Annotated in this window: 15 protein-coding genes and 1 pseudogene; 3 read left to right on the top strand and 13 right to left on the bottom strand. The window is 73.3% G+C overall.

The window, feature by feature from the left end; genetic code table 11:
• Position 1: 1 nt before the first annotated feature.
• Positions 2 to 1,305, bottom strand: a pseudogene (locus E3Z34_RS06415) (ABC transporter substrate-binding protein).
• A 112-nt stretch (positions 1,306 to 1,417) separates the two neighbouring features.
• Between E3Z34_RS06415 and E3Z34_RS06410 the strand changes: the two are divergent.
• Entirely contained in the window at positions 1,418 to 2,362 is a 945-nt protein-coding gene (locus E3Z34_RS06410) for an aldo/keto reductase (RefSeq protein WP_134772938.1), read from the top strand.
• Here E3Z34_RS06410 and E3Z34_RS06405 read toward each other — a convergent pair.
• From E3Z34_RS06405 to E3Z34_RS06365, 9 genes are all read right to left on the bottom strand, one after another.
• Positions 2,359 to 3,471, bottom strand: coding sequence for a zinc-binding dehydrogenase (locus tag E3Z34_RS06405; RefSeq protein WP_134774787.1), 1,113 nt, complete (start codon positions 3,469 to 3,471; stop codon positions 2,359 to 2,361). The genes E3Z34_RS06410 and E3Z34_RS06405 overlap by 4 nt on opposite strands.
• A gap of 34 nt (positions 3,472 to 3,505) precedes the next feature.
• Complete coding sequence (locus E3Z34_RS06400; protein WP_134772937.1) at positions 3,506 to 4,738, bottom strand: DUF429 domain-containing protein; 1,233 nt, start codon at positions 4,736 to 4,738, stop codon at positions 3,506 to 3,508.
• Between the two features lie 3 nt (positions 4,739 to 4,741).
• Positions 4,742 to 4,942: an MYXO-CTERM sorting domain-containing protein gene (locus E3Z34_RS06395; RefSeq protein ID WP_134772936.1), complete on the bottom strand. Its 201-nt coding sequence runs from the start codon at positions 4,940 to 4,942 to the stop codon at positions 4,742 to 4,744.
• 26 nt (positions 4,943 to 4,968) lie between these two features.
• The gene (gene amaB, locus E3Z34_RS06390; RefSeq protein WP_134772935.1) at positions 4,969 to 6,501 is read right to left on the bottom strand and encodes an L-piperidine-6-carboxylate dehydrogenase; all 1,533 of its coding nucleotides are present in this window, start codon (positions 6,499 to 6,501) and stop codon (positions 4,969 to 4,971) included.
• 191 nt (positions 6,502 to 6,692) lie between these two features.
• Positions 6,693 to 7,856, bottom strand: coding sequence for an NAD(P)/FAD-dependent oxidoreductase (locus E3Z34_RS06385; protein WP_202977036.1), 1,164 nt, complete (start codon positions 7,854 to 7,856; stop codon positions 6,693 to 6,695).
• Positions 7,853 to 9,976, bottom strand: coding sequence for a thiamine pyrophosphate-dependent enzyme (locus E3Z34_RS06380; RefSeq protein ID WP_238695386.1), 2,124 nt, complete (start codon positions 9,974 to 9,976; stop codon positions 7,853 to 7,855). The genes E3Z34_RS06385 and E3Z34_RS06380 overlap by 4 nt, the downstream gene beginning before the upstream one ends.
• Before the next feature lie 13 nt (positions 9,977 to 9,989).
• Complete coding sequence (locus E3Z34_RS06375; protein WP_134772933.1) at positions 9,990 to 12,425, bottom strand: xanthine dehydrogenase family protein molybdopterin-binding subunit; 2,436 nt, start codon at positions 12,423 to 12,425, stop codon at positions 9,990 to 9,992.
• 27 nt (positions 12,426 to 12,452) lie between these two features.
• Positions 12,453 to 13,139 carry a TMEM164-related integral membrane acyltransferase gene (locus tag E3Z34_RS06370; protein WP_134772932.1) on the bottom strand — a complete coding sequence of 229 codons (687 nt, stop codon included), beginning with the start codon at positions 13,137 to 13,139 and terminating at the stop codon, positions 12,453 to 12,455.
• A gap of 39 nt (positions 13,140 to 13,178) precedes the next feature.
• The gene (locus E3Z34_RS06365; protein WP_238695385.1) at positions 13,179 to 14,012 is read right to left on the bottom strand and encodes a L,D-transpeptidase family protein; all 834 of its coding nucleotides are present in this window, start codon (positions 14,010 to 14,012) and stop codon (positions 13,179 to 13,181) included.
• 136 nt (positions 14,013 to 14,148) lie between these two features.
• Between E3Z34_RS06365 and E3Z34_RS06360 the strand changes: the two genes are divergently transcribed.
• Both E3Z34_RS06360 and E3Z34_RS17635 read left to right on the top strand, forming a co-directional pair.
• Entirely contained in the window at positions 14,149 to 14,739 is a 591-nt protein-coding gene (locus E3Z34_RS06360; RefSeq protein ID WP_238695384.1) for a DUF2461 domain-containing protein, read from the top strand.
• 128 nt (positions 14,740 to 14,867) lie between these two features.
• Positions 14,868 to 16,934, top strand: a complete 2,067-nt coding sequence (locus E3Z34_RS17635) for a hypothetical protein (RefSeq protein ID WP_158288617.1) — start codon at positions 14,868 to 14,870, stop codon at positions 16,932 to 16,934.
• Positions 16,935 to 17,031: 97 nt separating this feature from the next.
• On the opposite strand, the gene E3Z34_RS06350 is transcribed toward E3Z34_RS17635, so the two are convergent.
• The 3 genes from E3Z34_RS06350 to icmF are packed head-to-tail and all read right to left on the bottom strand — an operon-like array spanning position 17,032 to position 24,363.
• Positions 17,032 to 17,685, bottom strand: a complete 654-nt coding sequence (locus E3Z34_RS06350) for a VOC family protein (RefSeq protein WP_134772930.1) — start codon at positions 17,683 to 17,685, stop codon at positions 17,032 to 17,034.
• Positions 17,686 to 17,712: 27 nt separating this feature from the next.
• Positions 17,713 to 21,036 (bottom strand): DEAD/DEAH box helicase, encoded by a 3,324-nt coding sequence (locus tag E3Z34_RS19400; protein ID WP_134772929.1) that lies wholly within the window; start codon positions 21,034 to 21,036, stop codon positions 17,713 to 17,715.
• 57 nt (positions 21,037 to 21,093) lie between these two features.
• Entirely contained in the window at positions 21,094 to 24,363 is a 3,270-nt protein-coding gene (gene icmF, locus E3Z34_RS06340) for a fused isobutyryl-CoA mutase/GTPase IcmF (RefSeq protein WP_134772928.1), read from the bottom strand.
• Position 24,364 lies beyond the last annotated feature (1 nt).

The raw sequence follows: 24,364 nt of genomic DNA, 5'->3' as shown, positions 1-24,364 counted from the left end.
GTCAGCCCAGCGCCTCCACGGCTGCGACGAACTTCGCCCAGCTGCTCTCGGGGTCGTCGGTGCCGTCGACGTCGACGCGGGTGATGGCGTCGGCCATGGCGGTGTTGATGTCGAAGTACTTCGGACCCTTCTGCGGCTGCATCGTCACGGCCTCGGCCCGCTCGACGAAGATCTGCCCGGTAGGGGCGTCGTTGAAGAAGGCGTTGGTCGAGCTCAGCAGGGTCTCGGACTCCAGCGCCTCGACCTGGCTGGGGAAGGTGCCCTTGGCGGCGAAGGCCTTGACCTGCTGCTCCGGGGCGGTGAGCCAGGCGGCCAGCTTCTTGGCCTCCTCGATGTTGTCACCCTGCGCGGGGACGGTGAGGTAGGAACCGCCCCAGTTGCCGCCGCCGCCGGGGAAGACGTTGGCGACGTCCCAGCCCTCGACACCCTCGGCGTTGCCCTCGATGACGCCCAGCATCCAGCCCGGGCACAGCATGGTGGCGAACTCGTCCTCCTGGAAGGAGGAGCTCCAGTCGCTGCTCCACTGGCCCAGGCCGGCGGACAGCTCGTCGTCCACGGAGGCCTGCAGGACCTGGTCGTAGAGGGCGCGGACCTCCGGGTTGGTCGTGGCGATGATCTCGCCGTCCTCGTCCTCGTAGGCACGCTCGACCTGGTTGATCATGCCCTGCCACAGCGCCCCGGCGGAGTCGTACCACGCGGCGTCGGAGGCGGCGACGAACTCCCTGCCGACGGCGAAGTAGTCCTCCCAGGTGTCCCCGAGCAGCTCGGCGACCTCCTCACGGTCGGTCGGCAGCCCGGCCTCCTCGAACAGGTCGGCGCGGTAGCAGACCGCCTCCGGACCGATGTCGGTGCCGTAGCCGATGAGCTTGCCGTCCTCGAGCGTGACCGCCTCGGTCTTCCAGTCCAGCCACCGACCCTCGACCTCGGGATCGGCCAGGTCCGCGAACTTGTCGGGGTACTGCCGGAACTCGGTGACCAGTCCACCTCGATGGCCTCGATGTCGGCGGCACCGGAGTTGGCGCCCAGGCTGTTGCGCAGGGCGGCGCGGGCGTTGTCCGCGGTGTCGGCCTTGACATGCTCGACGGTAACGCCAGGATTGGCGTCCTCGTACTCGCTGAGCAGCTCCTCGTAGCCGAACTCGTTGAAGGTGGCGACGGTCAGGGAGACCTGCTCGCCGTCCCCGCCGGCGGACCCGGAGGCTCCCTCACCGGGCTCGGCCTCGGCATCGCCGCCGCAGGCGCTGAGCAGCAGGCTCGCGGCGGCCGCGGAGGCCAGCAGGGGGAAGGTGGGGGATGTGCGCGGCATACCGACTCCTTTGTCTCGAGGCGCTCGACGAGAGTTGTGAGAGCGCTCTCACAACAGTCTGGGGGTGGCGCGGCTGCGCTGTCAACCCCCCTCACCGGGTTAGCGTCGGGGCATGCATCTCCCCGCCTTCCTACCCTCCGACCGCCCCTTCCTGCCGATCAACCTGGGCGGCAACCCCTTCGGCTGGACGGCCGACCGGGACGCGACCTACGCCGTCCTCGACCGGTTTCTCGAGGGCGGCGGCAGCTTCGTCGATACGGCCGACGCCTACTCCTGCTGGGTCGACGGGCACGAGGGGGGCGAGTCCGAGCGGCTGATCGGCGACTGGATGCGCGAGCGGGACAACCGCGACGACGTGGTGGTCGCCACCAAGGTCTGTCGGAAGCCGGGTCGGGAGGGGCTAGCGCACGACAACGTCGTCGCGGCGCTCGACGAGTCCCTCGAGCGGCTGGGCACCGACCGGATCGACCTCTACTACGCGCACTACGACGACGAGGACGTCCCGGTCGCCGAGCAGGTCGCCACCTTCTCCTCGCTCGTGGCGTCCGGGAAGGTCCGGGCCGTCGGGCTCTCCAACTTCTCGCCGGAGCGGATGCGGGAGTGGTTCGGGACCGCCCGGGAGCGGGGTCTGGCTGTGCCGCAGGCGATCCAGCCCCGTTACACCCTGGTCTCCCGCGAGGTCTACGAGCGCGACTACGCCCCGATCGCCGCGGAGTTCGGGGCGGCGGTCTTCTCCTACCCGGCGCTGGCGTCCGGGTTCCTCACGGGCAAGTACCGCACCGAGGCGGACTTCGAGGGCGCGGCCCGCGGCTCCGCCGCCCGCAGGTATGCCGAGGCCGGCGGCCTCGCGGTCGTCGACGCCCTGGTGCAGGTCGGGGAGCGCCACGGTGCCGAACCGGCGACGGTGGCGCTGGCCTGGCTGCTGGCCAAGGGGGTCACCGCACCGATCGCCTCGGTGTCCCGGCCCGAACAGCTGGACGCCATCCTGGCGGCGCCCGCGTTGAGGCTCTCGCCCCAGGACGTCGCGGAGCTCGACGAGGCCTCGGCGGGGTTCTAGGGGTTCGGGCGGTCCATGACCACGACGGCCCGGCCCTGGATCCGCCCGGCGTCGAGCAGGTCGTAGGCCTGCGGTGCCTCGTCCAGGGCGAACCGGCGGGTCACCGTGCGGCGCACGTCGAACGCCCCCTCGGCCGCCAGCCGCACCACCTCGGGGAGGTCGCGGCGGGTCCGGGCGCCGAAGCTGCCGGTGATCGTCATACCCCGGCGGACCATCGGCGTGATCGGGATCGCGGCCGTCGCCGCCCCGGCGGCGATGCCGACGACGACGAGCTGGCCACCCTCCCGGAGCAGCGAGAAGCCCAGCTCCACCGTCTCCGGGCGGCCCAGCACCTCGAGGACCAGCTCGGCCCCCGCGCCCCCGGTGGCCTCGAGCACCGCCTCGCGGGCGTCGGTGGTGCGGGAGTTGACGACGACGTCGGCGCCCAGGTCACGCACGGCCGCGAGCTTGTCGTCGTCGACGTCGACGGCGATGACCGGCGAGGCCCCCAGGTGCCGGGCGAGCTGCACGATCGCCGAGCCGACGCCGCCGACCGCGACCACGGCCACGGCCCGGCCGCGGATGTCGTGCTGGGCCCGGGCGAGCGCGCCGTAGGCGGTGAAGGCGGCGCACCCCAGGACGGCCGACTCCTCCAGCGGCAGCGACTCCGGGAGCGCGGCGAGCGCCGTGACCGGGACGACGGCGAGCTCGGCCAGCCCGGCCATGGAGTACATCGACAGGCGCGAGCCGTCGGCCCGGGTCAGGCGCGAGGTGCCGTCGAAGAGGTTGCCCCTGAGCCGGTTCTCGGCGAAGAAGGTCTCGCACATGTCGTCGCGCCCGTCCCGGCACTGCGAGCACGTCCCGCAGGGCATGATGAACGCCCCCACCACCCGGTCCCCCACCGCGAAGCCGTCCACGCCCTCCCCCAGGGCCTCGACGTGGCCGGAGATCTCGTGCCCCAGGACGCCCGGCCCCGGGAAGGCGACCTCACCCTTCATCACGTGCAGGTCGGTGTGGCACACGCCCGTGGCGGCGACCCGGACGAGCACCTCCCCCGGCCCCGGACGGGGATCGGGGATCTCCTCGACCTGCATCGGGACGTCCGGACCTTCCCACACCACGGCTCGCATGCGCCTCATGGTCGCACGACCGTCGCGAGCCGGCTCAGACCCACATCGCCGCGTCGAGCCCGTCCGAGAAGCGCTCGGGCACGGCCGGGATCCGCTCGGCCCGCCCGCGCAGGACGCGCGCGGCGCTCCAGGCGGCGGCTGCGGCGTCCAGGACGTCGTCCACGCCGGCCCGCCCCAGATCCACGCCCGCGGGCAGCCGGATCCCCTGGGCGGTGAGCAGGCCGACCCGGTCCGCGACCCCCTCCGGGGTCTTCTTCCGCGTGGCCAGCGGCGCCCCCGCCATGACCGCGAAGCACAGCTCGGGGTGCACCTCCACGACGGGCGGTCGGGCGGCGGCCTCGGCCTCCCCACCCTGCAGGTAGCCGTCCACGTCGAGGATCGCGGCCCGCAGGGCGTAGCTCTGCGCCGCCAGGCTGCGGCCACCGGTCCGGGCCAGGCTCACGGCCCGCGCCTCCGCATACGTCCCGGCGGCGAGCGCGTCGCGGACGGGGGTCGGGAAGACCGAGCTCCCGCGGGCACCCAGTCGCCGCCGGACCAGCACGTCCGCCTGCCGTACCCCCGTGTCGGGCAGGCCGACCGGGATGTCGACCGCGACCAGGCGCACCGTCTCCCGCGAGGAGGCCCGGTCGACCAGGGTGGCCAGGTCGGGCGCGCTGACCAGCTCGATGGTGCCGACGCCGCTCGTCGGCAGCAGCGCCCCGACCCAGGCGCCGGCCTGCCGGTCGACCCCGAGCACCATCCCGTCGGGCAACCCGTCGACACCCTCGTCGGCCCTCCCGAGCAACCGCAGCACGTGCGCCACCGCCTCCTGCGGCGAGGCCGCGCGCACCGGCGGCCGCACCCCCGGCTCCTCCCCCGGCACCTCGTCGAAGAGCTGGAGGCCACCCAGGAGCACGACCGGGACCCCCGTGCGCGCGGCCAGCGCGACCTCGCTCAGCGTGCCCCAGCTGCTCCCGACCGCGACGAGGGCGTCGCAGCTGCGCACCAGCAGGGCGTTGCGCATCTCCCCCAGACCGGTCGGGACGGTGAGCGTGAGGTGAGGGTTCGCCGACGACCGGTCGTCCCCCGGCAGCAGACCCAGGCTGACGCCCCCGACCTCCGCCGCCCCCGCCGCGGCCCCGGCCATCACCCCGCCGAGCCCTCCCGTGACCACGACGAGATCGTGCTGCGCGAGCAGCCGTCCGACCTCGACCGCCTGCTCGACCAGCTGCGGCGCCGCGGCACCCGGCCCCACGACCCCCACGTAGCGACGCGGCACGGCAGCCACGGCTCAGCTCGGGTGCGCGCCCAGGACGTCGTCCACCTCGGCGGTCTCCCGCGGCCGCGGCGCGCGCGCAGGAGGGGCCCACACCTGCTCGCGGCGGGCCTCCCGTTGCCGGCGGCGGGCGGACAGGGCCGCTCCCACCCCCACGAGAGCGAGGGCACCACCGAAGATCCAGGCGAAGGGCGAGGGGTCCGAGGAGCGGTCCATGGGTCCACCGTAGCCAGGGCGGGCCCTCAGATGTCGAAGGTCACGCCCTGCGCCAGCGGCAGCTCGCCGGAGAAGTTCACCGTGTTGGTCGCCCGGCGCATGTAGGCCCGCCAGGCGTCCGAGCCGGACTCGCGCCCGCCGCCGGTCTCCTTCTCGCCGCCGAAGGCCCCGCCGATCTCGGCGCCTGAGGTACCGATGTTGACGTTGACGATCCCGCAGTCCGAGCCCTCGGCCGAGCAGAAGACCTCCGCCTCGGCCTGGTCCTGGGTGAAGATGCTGGACGAGAGCCCTTGGGGCACAGCGTTGTTCATCGCGATCGCCTCGGCCAGCTCCTCGTAGGCCAGGACGTAGAGGATCGGGGCGAAGGTCTCGGTGTGGACGACCTCGCTCTGCCCGGGCATCCGCAGGACGGCCGGCCGCACGTAGAAGGCGTCCTCGGCGTCGTCAGCCAGCTCTCGCTCACCTCCGGCGACGAGCTCCCCGCCCGCGGCGACGGCGGCCTCGATCGCCGCCCGGAAGGCGTCGTAGGAGCGGCGGTCCAGCAGCGGGCCAACCAGGGTCCCGTCGGACATCGGGTCGCCGACGGGCAGGCTGCGGTATGCCGCCGCGACCCGCTCGGTGACCTCGTCGACCACCGAGGTGTGGGCGATGACGCGGCGCATCGTCGTGCACCGCTGCCCGGCCGTCCCGGCCGCGGAGAAGACGATGCCGCGGGTGGTGAGGTCGAGGTCTGCGCTGGGCGTCACGACCGCGGCGTTGTTGCCGCCGAGCTCGAGCAGGCTGCGGCCGAAGCGCTCGGCGACGACGGGGCCGACGGTGCGTCCCATCCGGGTCGAGCCGGTCGCGCTGAGCAGCGCCACGACGCGGTCGGCGACGAGGGCCTCCCCCACGTCCGGGCCTCCGAGGAGGACCTGGGAGAGCGCCGCGGGGTGGTCGGTCTCGGCGATCGCCCGCTGCAGCAGGGCGTCGGCGGCCAGGGCGCACAGGGGGGTGCGCTCGGAGGGCTTCCACACGACGGGGTCCCCGCAGACGAGGGCGACGGCGGTGTTCCAGGACCAGACGGCGACGGGGAAGTTGAAGGCCGAGATGACGCCGACGACGCCCAGCGGGTGCCAGGTCTCCATGAGCCGGTGCCCCGGTCGCTCCGAGGCCATGGTGCGGCCGTACAGCTGACGGGACAGGCCCACCGCGAACTCGCAGATGTCGATCATCTCCTGCACCTCCCCCAGCGCCTCGGAGGTGACCTTGCCCGCCTCGATGCTGACGAGCGTCGCGAGGTCCGCCTTGTGCGATGTGAGCAGCTCGGCCCAGCGACGCACGAGCGCTCCCCGCACGGGCGCCGGCACGGCCCGCCAGCCGAGGAAGGCCTCCTGCGCCGCCGCGACCGCCTCGCGCACGTCCGGCGGGCTGGCCCACGCCAGCTCGGAGACGACCGCACCGTTGACCGGCGACCGACCCTGGTGCTCCCCGGTGTGGCCGGCCAGGTCGACACCGCACGCCCGGGCCGCCTGCTCGGCGCGCTCACGGAGGGACTCGGCGGAGGGCAGGGAGGGGCTCATGCGGGCAACCCTACGACGCGCCCGGTGGCCCCCAGAGCAACCACCCGAGGCGCCCGGTGGCACCTCTCCCTCCACCGGCCGCCTCCTGTGGTTGCCCCCCGAGCGACCGGCCGCCTCCTGTGGTTGCCCCCCGAGCGACCGGCCGCCTCCTGTGGTTGCCCCCCGAGCGACCGGCCGCCTCGTGTGGTTGCTCAGACGATGTGCTTCTCGCGCACGGGGGGCGGGGCGTCGGTGTCGAAGCGGGAGACGTCGAGGGCCGAGACGTCCACCGGGGGCTGCTCGCCGCGGACGAGGGCGGCCACCACCTCGCCGACGGCCGGTCCGAGCAGGAAGCCGTGCCCGGAGAACCCGGTGGCGTAGGCCAGACCGGGTACCCCGGCCGCCACGCCGATCAGGCCGTTGTGGTCCGGCGTCATCTCGTAGAGCCCCGCCCAGCCGGACCGGACCTCGACATCGGCCAGCGCCGGGGCCCGCCGCTGCACCGCGGCGGACAGCCCGGTCAGCCAGCGGTCGTCGCGGGCGAGCCGGAAGCCCGGGGTCTCCTCCCGGTCCGACATTCCCACGAGCAGCCCCTCCCCCTCGTTGTGGAAGTAGAACGAGCTCGAGAAGTCGATCGTCATCGGGGTGTCGTCCCGTCGCCCCGGCACCGGCCCGGTGGTGAGGATCTGCCGGCGCAGCGGCTCGACGGGTAGGTCGACGCCGAACCACGCCGCCACCTGACCCGACCAGGCCCCCGCGGCACACACCACCCGCTCGGTCACGACCCTCCCCCGCTCGGTCAGCACCGCCCGGATCTGCCCGTCCTCGACCTCGGCGCCGGTCACCGCGCAGCCGCTCACCAGGCGCGCCCCCCGGCGGCGGGCCGAGGCGGCATACCCCTGCACCACCGCCTCGGGGGTGCAGTGGCCGTCGCGGGGGCTCCACGCCGCCGCGAGCAGCCCGTCGGTGCTGATGAGCGGCGAGAGCCGCTGGGCCTCGGCGGGCTCCACCATGCGGGAGGCGACGCCGAGGGAGTTCTGCAGGGCGACGGCGCGCTCGAAGTCGGCGACGTCGTCGGGGTCGTCCAGGAGGAAGAGGTACCCGACCTGGTGCAGGTCGATGTCCACGCCGAACTGCTCCTCGAACCCCTCGAAGACCGTCATCGAGCGCTGGGCCAGCGCGATGTTGACGGCGTCGCTGAACTGCTCCCGCACCCCGCCGGCCGCCTTGCACGTCGAGCCGGCCCCCAACGGCCCCCGGTCGAGCAGCAGGACGGACAGGTCCTCGTCCTGCGCCAGCAGCCAGTCGGCGGTCGACAGCCCGATGACCCCGCCCCCGATGACGACGACGTCCGCGTGGTCGGGCAGGTCGTTCATGCTGGTTGCTCCTCCTCGAGCGCCGCGGCGATCCGGTCCTCCGACAGGAGCACCGCCGCCGCCCCCGGGCCGAGCGGGATCACGCTGTCCTCGCTGGTCACCCGGCTGATCCGCCCAGGGTACCCAGCGTCCACCAGCACGCTGACCACCCCCTCGGAGACCCCGCCGCTGCGGCGCGTCTCGTCGACGACGACGACCCTGGGGTATGCCGCCGCGTGCCGCACGAGGTCCGCCTCCGGCAGCGGGGCGATCCAGCGCAGGTCCAGCACGTCCACCCGACCGGCCAGGGAGGCGAGCTCCGGCCGGCGCAGCGCCGCCCGGGTCATCGACACCCCGTTGCCGAAGGTCACGACGAGGGTGTGCGGGCCGGCCGTGGTCCCACCCGAGGCCCCGCCCCGGTGCAGCGCGCACTCCCCGAGCGCCGGCGTCCGGCCGTCCCAGTCCGCCGGCGCGGCATACGGGGCGGTCAGGTCCTCGTCGCGCCGGTGGTAGAGCGCGATCGGCTCGAGGAGCACGCACACCCGGCCCTCGGCACGCGCCAGCCCGGCGAGCGCGCGCACCAGCCCGGGGGCCTCGGCCGCCGACGAGGGCACCGCCAGGACCAGACCCGGCACGTCGCGCAGCACGGCGAGGGAGTTGTCGTTGTGGAAGTGACCGCCGAAACCTCGCTGGTAGGCCAGGCCGGGGATCCGCACGATCATCCCGTTGCGGTACTGCCCGTCGGAGAAGAAGCTGAGCGTCGCCCCCTCCCCGCGCAGCTGGTCCTCGGCGTTGTGGAGGTAGGCGAGGTACTGGATCTCGGCGACCGGCAGCAGCCCCGCGAGCGCGGCGCCGAGAGCGGTGCCGAGGATCGTCTGCTCGTCCAGCAGCGTGTCGAGGACCCGGCGCGCGTCGAAGCGGGCGAGGAGCCCGCGCGTCACGCCGTAGACCCCGCCCTTGACGGCCACGTCCTCCCCCAGCACGAGGGTCTCCGCACGGACCGCCAGGAGGTCGGTCAGTGCTGCGGTGAGCGACTCGGCGAGGGTGAGCGGCCCGGCGTGCTCGGGCAGCTGACCGGCGAAGACGGCCGCGCGCCGCTCGGGGTCGGCGGCGACGACGGCCTCCTCGCGCACCCGGTCCGGCCGGTGCTCGAGCAGCGGCCGCATGACCTCGGCGGCCGTGCTCAGCCGCCGGGCAGGCAGCAGCTCCTCCAGGGTCCCCCGCACCCGCTCGCGGGTCCGGGACCGTAGGTCGGCGAGCGCGGCCGCGTCGAGGGCGCCGGTGGCCAGCAGCGCCCGGGCGGTGGCCTCCACCGGGTCGCGCGCCTCGTCGGCCTGGATCTCGGCCGCGGTGCGGTAGGCCATCTCGACGTCGCTGCCCGCGTGCCCCATCAGACGCACGGTGCGCAGGTGCAGCACGACCGGCCGGCGCTGCCGGCGCACCAGGTCGGCCGCCTCGGAGGCGGTGCCCAGCAACGCCGCCGGGTCCGCGCCGTCGGCGGTCAGGTAGGTGAGTCCCGGCTGCCCGGCCAGGGTCGCGGCGAGCCAGCCCGGCGGGGTCCGCACGCTGATGCCGAGACCGTTGTCCTCGACGGCCACCAGCAGCGGCAGCGGGATCCGCTGGTGGGTCAACCACCCGGCGGCGTTGAGGGCCCCCTGCGCCGTGGAGTGGTTGACGGAGGCGTCCCCCAGGCTGGTGACGACGACGGCGTCGCCCGGGTATGCGGTCCGCACCCCGATCCTGCGGGCCCGCTCCAGGGCGAAGGCCAGCCCCACGGCCCGGGGCAGGTGGGAGGCGATGGTCGAGGTCTGCGGCACGATCGCCAGCGCACGGGACCCGAAGACCTTGTGCCGACCACCGGAGATGGGGTCGTCGACCGAGGTCATCAGGCTGTGCAGGACGTCCGCGACGGGGTCCACACCGTCCACCTGGGCGGCCCGGGCGCAGTAGAAGCCCCCGGAGCGGTAGTGCAGGAGCGCCGGGTCGGTGGGCCGGAGCGCCATGGCCACCGCGGCGTTGGCCTCGTGCCCCGCCGACCCGATCGTGTAGAAGCCCTCCCCCCGGCGCTGCAGCTCCCGGGCGGCGTGGTCGAGCTCGCGGGAGAGCAGCTGGGCCGAGAGCAGGTCGAGCAGCTCGCTCACCGGTGCGCCATCCTCACACCTCAACGTCGTCCTTCTCCTCCATGTCGGGGAGGTGGTCGAGGACGGCCGGCGCCTCCCGCCAGGGCTCGTGCTCGCCGCGGCGAGCCTGCTCGATCGCGGCCCACACCCGCTCGGGGGTGCACGGGATGTCGATGTGCCGCACCCCGAGGTGGGCGACGGCGTCGATCACGGCGTTCTGCACGGCCGGGGTGGAGCCGACGGTCGCCGCCTCGCCGATCCCCTTGGCGCCCAACGGGTTGCGGTCGGTCTCGGTGACCGTCAGGTGGGTCTCCAGCGGCACCAGGTCGGCCGAGCCGGGCAGGAGGTAGTCGGCCAGGGTCGAGGTGATCGGCTGCCCCGCCTCGTCGTAGCGGAACTCCTCCCACAGCGCCTGGCTGATCCCCTGCGCCGCCCCACCCTGCTGCTGGCCGCGCACCAGCAGCGGGTTGACGACCGTGCCGCAGTCGTCGACGGCCACGTGCCGGAGCAGCCGGACCCGACCGGTCTCGACGTCCACCTCGACCACGCTCGCGTGCGTCCCGAAGGGGAAGGTGGAGCCGTCCTGCTGGAAGTCGTGGTAAACCGACAGCCCGTCGCCGTCCTCGTGCGACCGGGCCGCGACCTGGGCCCACGTCAGGCTCGTCCCCTCCCCCTCGGGGACCCCGCGCACGCCGAGGACACCGTCCGTCAGCTCGACGTCGGCGGTCGCCACCTCGAGCATCTCGGCGGCCAGCTCCATCGCCTGCTCCCGGAGCTCGAGCGCGGCGTTGTGCACGGCCGAGCCCCCCAGCTGCAGGGACCGGGCCCCGCCCGTGCCGCCGCCGGAACGCACCACGTCGGTGTCGGACTGCACGTAGTCGATCTGCTCCATCGGCAGCCCGAGCTGGTCGGCGACGATCATGGAGAAGGCCGTCGCGTGGCCCTGCCCGTGGGCGGACGTCCCGGCCATCACCGTGAGGCGACCGTCGGGGGCCACCCGGATGCCGGCAAACTCCTTGCCGCCGAAGCCGGTGATCTCGACGTAGCTGGCGATCCCCAGCCCCAGCTGCCAGGGCGCCCCCGCCTCGCGCCGGCGGACCTGCTCCGCCCGGACCTCGTCCGCCCCGACCGCCTCCAGGGCCGCGTCGAGGGCGCGGGCGTAGTCGCCGGTGTCGTAGCGCGCCCCGAACTTCGTGGTGTGCGGGAAGTCCTGCGGCGCGAGGAAGTTGCGCCGTCGGAACTCCTCGGGCCGCAGGCCGCTCTCCCGCGCCGCGTGGTCCATCAGCCGCTCCAGCATCGCCGCGGCCTCGGGACGTCCGGCGCCGCGGAAGGCACCGGTCGGGGCGGTGTTGGTCATGACGGAGACCGCGTCGTAGCGGAGCCGGGGGATGCGGTAGGAGCCCTCCGACATCGTGCGGGTCGACCCGGAGGCGAAGGACCCGCCGTGCCCGGCGTAGGCACCGCAGTCCCCCACCAGCCGGGCTCGCATGCCGGTGATGCGGGCCTGCTCGTCCAGGCCGAGCTCGACGTACTGCACCTGACCGCGGCTGGACATCGAGAGCATCGTCTCGCTGCGGGTCTCCGACCAGCGCACGGGTCGCCCGAGCCGCTGCGCGGCGCGCACGACCGCCCCGTGCTCGGGGACGATGCCGGCCTTGCCGCCGAAGGCACCGCCGACGTGAGGCACCCGCACGCGCACAGCCGCCCGGGGCAGCCCGGTCCAGCGGCACAGCAACGACCGGGCCAGGTGGGGGTGCTGACTGGAGATCCACACGTCCAGCCCGGTGACGTCCTCGTCGCTCGCCTCCCCCTCCGTCGTCCCCCTCCTCGTCAGCCGAGGCCGCACGAGGATCGCGTGACCCTCCAGCGGGCTGGTCGCCATCCGGTTGTTCTCCATCCGCAGCCGCACCACCCGCGCAGCACCCTCGAGCGGGTCGAGGTCGCCCTCCGGGTCCTTCACCGCGAGGGCGATGTTGCTGCCGAGCTCGGGGAACTGGAGGGGGGCGTCGTCCGCGAGCGCCTCCTCCATGTCCACCACCGGGTCCAGCTCGACGTAGTCGACCTCTACCAGCTCGGCCGCGTCGACCGCCTCGCGGCGGGTCCGGGCGACGACCAGCGCCACCGGGTCACCCACGAAGCGCACCCGGTCGACGGCCAGCGGCGGCCGCCCGACCCGGTCGTGGATCTGGGCGAAGGCGGGCACCCAGTCCTCACCGAGCTGCTCGGCGGTCAGGACGGCCACCACACCCGGCGCAGCCGCCGCCGCGGTCGTGTCGGTGCGCCGGATCTGCGCATGCGCGACCGGGCTGCGCACGAAGACGGCGTGGAGCACGTCCTCGTCCCCGATGTCGATGTTGTCGACGAACCTCCCCCGCCCGCGCAGCAGGTCCGGATCCTCCACCCGCCTGACCTCGGTGCCCAGGACGGAACCGCGCGGAGGCGCCGGACGGGGAGTCTGCGCTGACGTCATACGCCCATCCTGCCCCGCCCGGCCCGGCTAGCGCCGCGCGACCTCGACGAGCCTGGCCACCGCATACCCGAGGACGAAGAGGACGGCCGTGGCGGCGACGGAGAGCAGGAGGTACCACGGCTGTCCGAGACCGGGGAGCAGCGGCTTCTCGCGCTGGTAGAAGTAGTTGCCGCCGGTGAGCGCGTTGGCGGCCACCGCGACGACCACGTAGACGGCGAACCACCCGAGGGCTCGACGCAGCCCCGCCGGGCTGGGGCGCCAGTCGGTGGTGATCCACGCCAGGACCGGCATGAGCAGGGTGATGACGTGGTTGGTGAAGAAGCTCCAGCCCAGGATGTTGTCGACCGGCTGGATGTTCTGCGGGTAGGCGAAGCTGGCCCAGGCCCAGAGCCCGAAGAAGAAGAGGACGTCCATCACCTTGGGGTGGACGGTGAGGAGGTAGGCGAGGCCGAGGAGCGCCGAGACACGCGAGATGTGCAGCGGCAACGACTCCGCGTGGTCCCAGCCGGTGGCCGCGTAGAAGCTGTAGAGGGTCACCTGCTGGACGACGAGGACGACGACCAGGACCCGGCGGATCAGCCCGGCGTGGTCACGGACCCAGCGGCGGCAGGTGAGCAGGAGCGCGGCGACGGTGATCAGCCCGGCCACGTAGACGAGGTGGTCCGGCCCGCCGATGGTGATCCACCCCGGGTGAGGGTCGAGGAAGACGTCCACGCCTGTGGAGGGTAGTGGGTGGCTCCGACGGCCGGTGGGTCAGACGACCAGCACGCGGTCACCGATCCGCAGGAGCCCCTGCGCCCAGATCATGTCCATCGCCGCGGTGGAGACCCGGGCGCACCCGTGCGAGGCGGGCCACGGGGGGATCGAGTCCGAGCCGTGGATGGCGTAGTTGCCGGAGTAGAACATCGGCCGCCACATCTCGCCCAGCTCACCGTGCCGCCAGCCGCTGCCGTCGGTGAACCACACGGCGAAGTCGCCGCTCGGGGTCCGGGCGACGTACTCCTCACCGTCGTACTCGTAGGGCTCACCGTTGCCCGTCGAGGTGTTGAGGATCAGCTGGGTGGCGCCGCCCCGGACCACCAGCAGCAGCTGCGGGCCGACGTGCACCTCGAGGTGGTCCCCGCCGGTGGCGGGAACGGGTCGGTGCCCGGTGGCCAGCGCCTCCCGTGTCGCGGGGCCCACGACCCCGTCCCGGGAGAGCCCGTGCACCTTCTGCAGCGCGTAGACCGCCTGCTGGGTGAGGTGGCCGAAGCCGCCGTCGGGAGCGCCGCACCAGTAGCCGGCGGCGTTCAGCCCGTCCTGCAGGGCCCACACCTCTTCCCCACCCATCCCCCGGCTGAGGGCGGTCGGCGGGGGCGGCTCGACCGGCTCGGGGGCGGGCGGGGGTTCGGGGGCCGGCTCCGCGACCGGCTCGGGCTCCACCGGCTCGGGCTCGGGCTCCGGGACGGCGAAGAGGTCGTAGTTGTCGGAAGCCCCTCCGAGCAGCGCCCCGGTGACCAGGCCGACACCGCCCCGCACGAAGGTGCGCCGGTGCATGCTGACAGGCAGCGCGCCGCGGGCGCGGAGGTCGAAGCGCTGCAGTCTCATGGTCGTCGGTCCCCTCGTCGTGGCCACTGCCACCCAGTAGACGTGGTGATCAGGGGGTCGTGTTGCCCGACACGACAGAACGTTGCCGTTTCGTGACCTCACCAGCCTCATGGGGCCCACTCCTCATACTGGGACCGTGACCTTCGCCGGGATCCCCCACGCTGCCGTCGACTTCTACGTCGACCTCGAGCAGGACAACACGCGGGAGTTCTGGGAGCGACGCAGGGAGGACTACCAGGAGCACGTGCGCGCGCCGATGCTGTCGCTCCTCCACGGCCTGGAGCCGGACTTCGGGACGGGCAAGGCCTTCCGACCCCACCGGGACGTCCGGTTCGCGAGCGACAAGAGCCCCTACAAGACGCACCAGGGCGTCTTCGTCCCGGTGGCCGAGGCGACGGGCTGGTATGCCGAGGTGTCCGCTGACGGTTTCCGTCTCGGTGCGGGGTGCTACCGGATGGCGGGCGGACGACTCGCGTCATACCGGCGGGCGGTGGACGACGAGCGCAGCGGCCCCGAGCTGGAGCGGATCACCGCCACCCTGCGGCGGAAGGGATGGGAGGTGGGGGGCGACCGGCTCGCCACGGCTCCCCGTGGCATGTCCCGGTCCCACCGCCGGATCGACCTGCTGCGGCACCGGTCCCTCACCGCGACGCGGTGGATCGAGGACGGTGACGTGGTGACGACCCCTCGTCCCTGCCGGTGGTCAGGGAGCACTGGGAGCAGCTGAGACCTCTCGTGCGGTGGCTCGGGGTGACGGGGACCTGATCCACGACACGCGATCCACAACCCACCCCGTGTCGAACAGATGTGCTAACATCATGGTCACGGGGAGGACGGAGCAAGGGGGTGAGGGGTATGGCGCTCAGCGTGGCGGAGTCATTCGCGGCCGGCTGGATCAGGGGGCAGACCGGTGTGCCGGAGCACGGGTCGCGGAGCGCGGGGCACCCCGCACCTGACGGCGAGGACCGTGCGTCCTCGCCGGGCCGCGTGGCGGTCGACCTGCACCCCAGGCCGAGGGCCCCCACCGTGCTGAGTCTGACCTGTCCCCCGGGGGCGGGGGCGACGCGGGTCGTGGACGCCATCTCCTCCGTGGCACGGCGCCGTGCCGAGCTGGACGCCCACCTGATCGCCGCCGTCGCCGACCTGGTCGTCACCTGCCGGGAGGGGGTGCTGGCGGAGCTGGACGACCCGATCAGCGCGCTCGCGCCCGGGCAGGTCCGGCGCGTGGAGGCCGACACCAAGCGACGCGCGATCACCGAGACGCAGGCAGCCCTCGGGGTGCGGATCGCCGAGGCGACCACGCTCGTGGGCCTGGCCATGGCGCCGGCGGAGGTGGGCGAGACGGTGCGGTCCGCTCTCGGACGCGGGGAGACGGCCTGGCCGCAGGTGCGCCGCTTCTGGGAGGTCACCAGCTCGACCAGCCGTGGGTTGACGGAGGACCAGCAGCTGCTCGTCACCCACGCGCTCTTCGGGAGCGACCCCGCCCTGGCGGCCTCGGAGAGGTTCGACCCCGACGGGGAGCTGTCGCTCGGTCAGCCCTGGCCGCAGGCTGACTTCGACGCGGCACTGATGAGGGAGGTCGTGGCCTGCGAGGGCACCGACGTCCTGGCCGAGCGGGAGAAGCGGCGTCGCGCCTACCGCGAGCGCAGGGCGAGGGTCCGTGTCCACGACGACGGCACAGCGACCCTCGTCCTGACCGGGCCCATCCACCAGGTGCTGGCGGCGCATGCCCGGCACGACGGGATCGCCCGCACCCTCCGCGGGCAGGGGCACGGGGCGACGTTGGCCCAGCTGAGCGTCGACTCGATGCTGGGCACGCTCGTGCACGGCACGATCGACCTGCCCGAGGGTGTGGCGCTCGACGAGCTGAGCGAGGAGACGCTGGACGACCTGGTGGCCGTCGTCAACGGCCACCCCCGCATCACCATGCAGGTCATCGTCCCGGCGGACGCCCTCGGCATCGGCCACCCGATCTGCGCCACCTGCGCCGGCGACCTGTCGGAGGATGTCCCGCACCGGTCCGATCCCTCCGACAGCGTCACCCCGCCGACAGGCACCGCGGAACCCGTGGAGCCACCGGAGCCACCCGACCTATCGGACCCACCGGACCTATCGGACCCATCGGACCCACCCGACCCACCGGACCCACCCGACCCACCCGACCCACCACGGCCAAGCGGACCACCCCAGGCGGACCGTCGTGGGCGCGGCCTGGTCGCCGAGATGGTGGGATCGCACCCTGCCTTCATCAGTCCTGGTCATGCCCGGGAGCTCTTCTGCACTCCCGGCACCACCCTGCACCGGATCCTCGTCGACCCGGCGGACGGGCGGAGCGTGGAGCGGACGATAGCGGCCTACCGGCCGGATGCCGACATGCGCCGGCAGGTGCACGCGGCGGACGTCTACTCCCGGTCCCCCTTCAGCCGGCTCACCGGCCGCTCGCTGGAGATCGACCACGTGATCCCCTTCGGGGCGCTGCCCGGCGGGGTGACCACCGAGCAGAACCTCGCCGACCTCGACAAGCGGACCCATCGGGTGAAGACCCTCCGCGAGCTGAGCCTGGCCATCAACGAGCGTCGCGACCTGACGTTCACGACCCTGCTCGGGCAGGTCACCCGGAGCCGGGTCCACGACTACCGTCAGTACCTCGCAACCGTGCACCCCGAGGACCTCGACGACCGGCGGGACCTGGCGGGTCAGGCGCTCTACGCCGCCCTCGCCTCCCGCCCGGGGCACTGGTCCCGTCCGGACTCCTGGCTGACCCTGGACCACACGGACGGCCGCACCGGGCGGCGGGTCCCCGGCCCTCCCGAGCACCCTCAGGACGTCGCCCGCCTGCTGAGGATCGACCAGGACGACGCCGACGACGCTCACCCCAGCCGGCGACAGGGCCACGACCAGGAGGACGAGCGCTCCGACTGAGGCCCACCGTGCCCGTGCCCCAGGCCCTGGGCCCAGGTCGCGAGGGCCAGCGCAGGCGAGGCTGACTCGACCCACGCCGATCCGATCTGACCGGCCCTCAGGTCAGCACGACCTCCCCCCGGGGCGTCGACAGCCGCGCGGTCAGGCTCGCCGCGGGGCCCGGCAGGACGGGGACGGTGACCCCCAGTGCTCGCAGGACTGCGCCGGCCCGCTCCGCCGCGGGGTGACGCAGCTCCAACGACAGCAGGTCGACGGTCGGGAGGTCGGCGTCCGTCGGATGGGCGTCGTCCCACGCGAGCAGGAAGGGCTGCACCCCGCCGAACCCCAGCGGTCGAGGCACCGCCAGGCGCCACGAGAGCTCGAGCCCGCCCGGGGTGCGCCGGGACGCCGCGATCTCCTCCCCCATGTCCGCCCCTGCCTCCCGCCCCGCCTGCAGGGTGGCCGCGAGCTCGGCCGGCTCGGTGCGGACCGCCCAGCCGAAGAGCCGCGACACGCCCGTCGCCAACGTAGGCCCGGCCCCGAGCAGGACGTCCTGCTCGGCCACGTCCGGCTGGGCAGGGTCCCGGGCCAGGATCTCGAGGTAGGACCGGGCGCTGCCCTCCTGACGGAGTCCGAGCAGCGCGTTGTGCGTCCCGCGCCCCGGGTGCGCCCCGCCGGCGACGGCGCGCGCACCGGTGCGGCGTTCGAGGTCGGTGACGGCGGCGTCAAGGTCGGGGACGACGAGAACGAGATGGTCCAGGGCGGGCGGCATACCGCATCGTCGCAGGTCGGCCCGGACTCAGTCGTCCAGCAGTCCCCTGATGTCCGCGGCCGAGACGCGGCCCGAGCGGAACTCACCCGCGTCCACCACGGTCGTGAAGAGCTCCCGCTTGCGGGCCTGCAGCGCCACCACCTTTTCCTCGATGGTGTCGGAGGAGACGAGCCGGTAGACGTTGACTGGGCGGGTCTGCCCGATCCGGTGGGTGCGGTCCACGGCCTGCGCCTCGGCCGCAGGGTTCCACCACGGGTCGAGGACGTAGACGTAGTCCGCCTCCGTGAGCGTCAGTCCCACGCCTCCGGCCTTGAGGCTGATGAGGAAGACCGGGTCGTCGCCGTTGCGGAAGCCCTCGACCCTCGCGCTGCGGTCGCGGGTGCGCCCGTCGAGGTAGCTGTACGGGATCCCCCGCGCCTCCAGCGCCTCGCGCACCAGGGCGAGGTAGCTGGTGAAGCTGGAGAAGACCAGTGCCCGGTGTCCCTCCGCGGCCAGCTCGACGAGGTGCTCCAGCAGCAGGGTGACCTTGGACGAGGTGGCGATGCCCGCGTGCTCGGGGTCGACCAGGCCAGGGTCGAGGGCCAGCTGACGCAGGATCGTCAGGGCACGGAAGATCGCGACCCTGTTCTTGTCCATGTCCGCCAGGAGCCCCAGCACACGCTGCCGCTCCCGCTGCAGGTGCCGGTCGTAGACCCTGCGGTGCTGGACCGCCAGGGGGACCGACAGCACCTGCTCCGTCTTGCGCGGCAGGTCCGCGGCGACTTCCCGCTTCGTGCGGCGCAGCAGAAACGGACGGATCCGGCGTCGGAGCCGCCCCAGGACCTCGTCGCGGTCGGCCGGGTCGCCCGACTCGACCGGTCGGACATAACCCCTGGTGAACCGTTCGGCCGAACCGAACAGGCCGGGGGCCGCCAGCGCGAACATCGCCCAGAGGTCCTTCAAGGAGTTCTCCAGGGGGGTGCCGGTGAGGACGAACGTACGGACGCCGCCCACGCCTCGCACGGCGCGGTGGGTCTTGGACCTGGGGTTCTTGACCGCCTGGGCCTCGTCCAGCACCAGGGCGCTCCACGGGAGCTGCCGGAACTCCTGCTCCCCCAGACGCAGGAGGGTGTATGACGTGACGACCAGGTCGGCGCCGCCCACCTCGGTCGCCAGGTCGGTGCCCCGCCTGGCAGCAGAGGCCGCGATCGTCGCCACCCGCAGGTGGGGTGCGAAACGGGCGGCCTCGGAGGCCCACACCGGCACCACGCTGGCCGGGGCCACGATGAGCACCGGGCCCTCGGCCAGGTCACCTCGCTCCTCCGCCCGGGCGAGAACGGCCAGCATCTGCAGGGTCTTGCCCAGACCCATGTCGTCGGCGAGGACGCCACCGAGGCGGTGGTCCCACAGCCGGGCCAGCCACTCGAACCCCTCCAGCTGGTAGGGACGCAGCTCGGCCTGCAACCGGTCGGGCACCTTGGCCCGAGCCAGGTCACCGCCTCCCTCCCCGAGCGCCAGCAGGGCGTCGACGCTCTCCCGCCACGCCTGGCTCTGCCGGCGCACCACGCCGATGTCGGTGAGCTCCTCCCACAGCCCTGCCTGCCACCGGGTCAGCCCCACCGTCGCCTCCCGCGGCGGCCGGTCCTCCAGCTCGCGCGCCTCCTCGATGAGACGACGGAGGGTGTGGAGCTCCGGCACGTCGAGGCTGAAGAAGGTCCCCGACTCCAGCAGCATCATGTCGTCACCCCGGGCCAGCGCGGCGAAGAGCGGCTCGAAAGGGACGGTCTGGCCCGCCACGGTGACACTGACGTGCAGGTCGAACCAGTCGTCGGCCGCCCCCTCGCTCGTGTCGAGCACGACGACCGGCGCCTCCTCCGCCTCCTCGTACGTCGGGAGCTCCCCCTCCAGCACGACCTCGACCTCCTCGGCGGCCTCCAGCATCGGGAGCACCTGGGTGGCGAAGACGATGGTGCTCCGCCCCTGGAGGGCGCGCTCGGTCACCGGCCGGGGCACCCCCCTCGGCGGGTGCTCGACCAGCTCGGGGCAGGCCGCCAGCAGGGGCCCGACCGCCGCCACCGCCCGAGCCTCGGCACCGAGGTCGCGCGGCGGGTCGTCCTGACGGTGCTCCAGCCCGACCTCCACCACCTCGTCCCCGCCCGGCACGGGGTAGGCGATCGTCCACCGCAGCCGCAGACGATGCTCCGGCTCGGGGGTGAGCGTGAGCCGCAGGACCGGCCCCGGCGCCTCCGCGGTGTCCACCGTGCCGTCCCGGGACGTGACCCGGACCCTGCGGGCCAGGGACGGGTAGTAGTGAGCCAGGAAGCGCTGGACGTCCGGCTCCGGCACCAGGACCGGCTCACCGCGCTCGAGCAGCTGGGCCAGCAGCGGCTCCGGCTCGGAGGTCAACGGCCACAGGGTCAGCTCGCCGGCCTCGCTCACCCGGGCGAGGCCGTGCCCCGGTCTCCCCACGACGAAGAGCCTCCCGCCGTCGACGCCCGCCGTGTCGCCCTCCCCCGTGTCACCCTCCCCCGCGCGCTGCACCGAGACCCCCACGCGCAACCCCTCGTCGCGCCGGGTCAGGTCCAGGCCGAGCTCGACCGTGCCGTCCCCCAGCTCCACCAGGGTGAGGCCAGGCCCGGGGACGAGCGTGACCCCCGCCCGCACGACCCCGGCGAGCGCCGGCCAGGCCAGCCGGCCGAGGTCCCCCAGCACCAGCTCCGGGACGGCCCCCTGGAAGCGCACCGGGCCCTGGGAGATCGTGTGCAGCGGGACCAGCGCCGCGCGCTGCGCGGGGTCGACCTCGTGCACCCGGTAGCTGGAGACCAGGTCGCGCCACGACACCCCCTGCCGCACCCAGGGGCGACCCGTCCCCTCGCGCACGGGCACCAGCGTGACCCGCATGGACTCCTCCACGCCACCGAGACCCCCCTGCAGGCCCACCTGCAGACCCAGGCGCCACGGCGCCTGCAACGACGCCGACGGGCCACGGTCGGCGCCCCGCACCAGGGGCGTGAGCAGGCTCTCCCAGTCCGGCGGGCCCGTCCGCCCCTGCTCCCGCAGCCGCAGCTGGGCGCAGATGATCGTGGCCACCGCGTGCTTGCACTGGATCCGCACCGGGCAGGTGCATCGGCCCGACCACTCCGGCCCGTCCTCGTCGATCAGCTCCACCACGGTCTGGTAGCGCGTCCGCTCCGACCCGCTCACCGTCGCCAGCAGGTGGCGGCCGTCGCGCGCGGCGACCAGGGTGTGGATGCGCCCGTCCGCCGCATACACCTTCGCCCGGGCGACCGAGAGCACCCCGACCTCCCGCTGGAGATCGCCCTCGGAGAGGTCGAGCACCCAGCCTGCCCGGGTCAGGTCCGCCGCCGTCATGCAGGGACTGTATGCGGCACGGCCGACAGACCCCGGGGCTCGTCCACAGGGGCCGCGTCAGACGTTGCGACGGTACTGCCCACCCACCTCGAAGAAGGCCTCGGTGATCTGTCCGAGCGAGCACACCCGCGCGGCATCCATCAGCTCGGCGAAGACGTTGTCACCGCTCATCGCGACCCTCTTCAGGCGGTCGAGCGCCTCCTGCGCCTCGTCGGCGTGCCGCTGCTGGAAGTCGCGCACCCGCTCGAGCTGGCTCTGCTTCTCCTGCTCGGTCGCCCGCGCCAGCTCGACCTGCACCACCTCCCGCTCCTCCTCGGGGCGGCGGAAGGTGTTGACGCCGATGATCGGCAGGCTACCGTCGTGCTTCCGGTGCTCGTAGAGCATCGACTCGTCCTGGATCTTGCCGCGCTGGTAGCCGGTCTCCATCGCCCCGAGGACGCCGCCGCGCTCGCTGATGCGGTCGAACTCGGCGAGCACCGCCTCCTCCACCAGGTCGGTGAGCTGCTCGAGGATGAACGAGCCCTGGTTGGGGTTCTCGTTCATCGCCAGGCCCCACTCCCGGTTGATGATGAGCTGGATCGCCAGGGCCCGGCGCACCGACTCCCCGGACGGGGTCGTCACGGCCTCGTCGTAGGCGTTGGTGTGCAGGCTCTGGGCGTTGTCGTAGATCGCGATGAGCGCCTGCAGCGTCGTGCGGATGTCGTTGAAGTCCATCTCCTGCGCGTGCAGGGACCGCCCGGAGGTCTGGACGTGGTACTTCAGCTTCTGGCTGCGCTCGTTCGCGCCGTACTTCTCCCGCATCGCGACCGCCCAGATCCGGCGGGCCACCCGGCCGATGACGGAGTACTCGGCGTCCATGCCGTTGGAGAAGAAGAAGCTGAGGTTGGGCGCGAAGTCGTTGATGTCCATCCCGCGCGCCAGGTAGGACTCCACGTAGGTGAAGCCGTTGGCCAGGGTGAAGGCCAGCTGACTGATGGGGTTGGCCCCGGCCTCGGCGATGTGGTAGCCGGAGATCGACACGGAGTAGAAGTTGCGGACACCCTGGTCGATGAACCACTGCTGGATGTCGCCCATCATCCGCAGCGAGAACTCGGTGGTGAACAGGCAGGTGTTCTGGCCCTGGTCCTCCTTGAGGATGTCGGCCTGCACCGTGCCGCGGACGTTCTGCAGGGCGTAGGCCCGCAGCTCCTCGGCCTCGGCCCCCGAGGGCTCGCGGCCCTCGCGCTCACGGAAGGCGTCGACCTGCTGGTCGATCGCGGTGTTGAGGAAGAAGGCCAGCACGGTCGGCGCCGGGCCGTTGATCGTCATCGACACCGACGTCGTCGGGCTCACCAGGTCGAAACCGTCGTAGAGCGCCTTCATGTCCTCCAGCGTCGCGACCGAGACCCCGGAGGTGCCCACCTTGCCGTAGATGTCGGGCCGCTCGGCGGGGTCCTGCCCGTAGAGCGTCACCGAGTCGAAGGCGGTGGACAAACGGGTGGCCGGCTGCCCCTCGGAGAGCAGCTTGAAGCGACGGTTGGTCCGGAACGGGTCACCCTCGCCGGCGAACATCCGGGCCGGGTCCTCGTTGTCGCGCTTGAAGGGGAAGACCCCCGCGGTGTAGGGGAAGTAGCCGGGGAGGTTCTCCCGGCGCCAGTAGCGGACGAGGGCACCGGCCTCGTCGTACGTGGGGAGGGCGACGCGGGGTATGCGGTTGCCGCTCAGCGTCTCCTTGGTGAGCCGGGTGACGATCTCCTTGTCCCGCACCCGCACGACCTGCTCGTCGCCGGAGTAGGACTCGACCCGGGCGGGCCACCCCTCGATCAGCTCCGAGATCTCCGCGGGCACGTCGCGGCGGGCGGCCTCGAGCAGCTCGTCGACGCCGTGGTCGGTCTGCCCGGCCGCGGCGAGCTCGTCGTCGACGGCCGCGAGCCGCTCCACCCGGCGGGCGGCCAGGGCGTAGCGCTCGGTGTCCTCGTGGTAGCCCCGGACGGTGTCGGCGATCTCGGCCAGGTAGCGCACCCGCTTGGGCGGGACCACCTGGCGCAGCACCGAGGAGTGCCGCACGTCCACCGGCGGCAGCGACCCCTCGGTCACCGACAGGCCCTTCGTGGCGAGGACGGAGCGCAGCTCCTGGTAGAGGGCGGTGACGCCGTCGTCGTTGAAGGTGGCCGCGGAGGTGCCGAAGACCGGCATGTCCTGCGGTTTCTTCCCGAAGGCCTCCCGGTTGCGGACCAACTGGCGGCCCACGTCGCGCAGGGCGTCCATCGCCCCGCGGCGCTCGAACTTGTTGATGGCCACGACGTCGGCGAAGTCGAGCATGTCGATCTTCTCCAGCTGGGAGGCCGCGCCGAACTCCGGGGTCATGACGTAGAGCGAGGTGTCGACGAAGGGCACGATCCCCGCGTCGCCCTGGCCGATGCCGGGGGTCTCCACCACCACCAGGTCGAAGCCGCACGCCTTGAGGATGTCGATGACCACGGGCAGGGCCTCGGGCACCTCCCGGTCCCCGCGGGTCGCCATCGAGCGGAACAGCACGGCCCCGGAGGTCTCGGAGCCCTGGCCTCCCCCGGCGAACTGCAGGCCGATGGCGTTCTGCCGGATCCGGTCGCCCAGCAGCGCGCCGCCGCCGCGGCGGCGGGTGGGGTCAATCGCGACGACGGCGATCCGGAGCCGGTCGTCCTGGTCGAGACGGAAGCGTCGGATCAGCTCGTCGGTGAGGGAGGACTTGCCCGACCCCCCGGTGCCCGTGATGCCGAGCACGGGCACGGTGCGCGAGGCCGCCTCGGCGGCGTAGCGCTGCCGGTCCTCCTCGGGCAGCCGGCCGGTCTCGGCCCCGGTGATCGCCCGCGCCACGGCGGTGCGGTCGCCCGCCAGCGCCCGGTCGATCTCGGCGGCACCGGTCTCCCACAGGTCGTAGTCGCAGTCGGCCAGGACGCTGTTGATCATCCCCGGCAGGCCCAGCCGCTGACCGTCCTCGGGGCTGAAGATCGTCACCCCGGAGGCGCGCAGCCGCTCGATCTCCTCGGCGACGATGACTCCCCCGCCACCGCCGACCACCCGCACGTGCCCGGCGCCGGCCGCGCGCAGCTGCTCCACGAGGTACTCGAAGTACTCGACGTGCCCGCCCTGGTAGGACGAGACCGCCACCCCGTTGGCGTCCTCGTCCAGCACGGCCTGGACGACCTCCTGCACGGACCGGTTGTGCCCCAGGTGGATCACCTCGGCCCCCTGGCCCTGCATGATGCGCCGCATGATGTTGATCGAGGCGTCGTGCCCGTCGAACAGGCTCGCCGCCGTCACGATGCGGACCGGGTTCGTGAGGGTGTGCAGCTGGTCGTTCTTCACC

It is taken from the genome of Ornithinimicrobium flavum, from assembly GCF_004526345.1.
Lineage (GTDB): Bacteria > Actinomycetota > Actinomycetes > Actinomycetales > Dermatophilaceae > Ornithinicoccus > Ornithinicoccus flavus.
This window is presented reverse-complemented; position numbering and strand designations above follow the sequence as displayed.

Coding starts and splice junctions, on each gene's coding strand:
- E3Z34_RS17635 (WP_158288617.1), top strand. CDS start 14,868: ATGGCGCTCAGCGTGGCGGAGTCATTCGCGGCCGGCTGGATCAGGGGG.
- E3Z34_RS06365 (WP_238695385.1), bottom strand. CDS start 14,012: ATGAGACTGCAGCGCTTCGACCTCCGCGCCCGCGGCGCGCTGCCTGTC.
- amaB (WP_134772935.1), bottom strand. CDS start 6,501: ATGAGCCCCTCCCTGCCCTCCGCCGAGTCCCTCCGTGAGCGCGCCGAG.
- E3Z34_RS06395 (WP_134772936.1), bottom strand. CDS start 4,942: ATGGACCGCTCCTCGGACCCCTCGCCCTTCGCCTGGATCTTCGGTGGT.
- E3Z34_RS19400 (WP_134772929.1), bottom strand. CDS start 21,036: ATGACGGCGGCGGACCTGACCCGGGCAGGCTGGGTGCTCGACCTCTCC.
- E3Z34_RS06405 (WP_134774787.1), bottom strand. CDS start 3,471: ATGCGAGCCGTGGTGTGGGAAGGTCCGGACGTCCCGATGCAGGTCGAG.
- E3Z34_RS06385 (WP_202977036.1), bottom strand. CDS start 7,856: ATGAACGACCTGCCCGACCACGCGGACGTCGTCGTCATCGGGGGCGGG.
- E3Z34_RS06410 (WP_134772938.1), top strand. CDS start 1,418: ATGCATCTCCCCGCCTTCCTACCCTCCGACCGCCCCTTCCTGCCGATC.
- E3Z34_RS06350 (WP_134772930.1), bottom strand. CDS start 17,685: ATGCCGCCCGCCCTGGACCATCTCGTTCTCGTCGTCCCCGACCTTGAC.
- E3Z34_RS06375 (WP_134772933.1), bottom strand. CDS start 12,425: ATGACGTCAGCGCAGACTCCCCGTCCGGCGCCTCCGCGCGGTTCCGTC.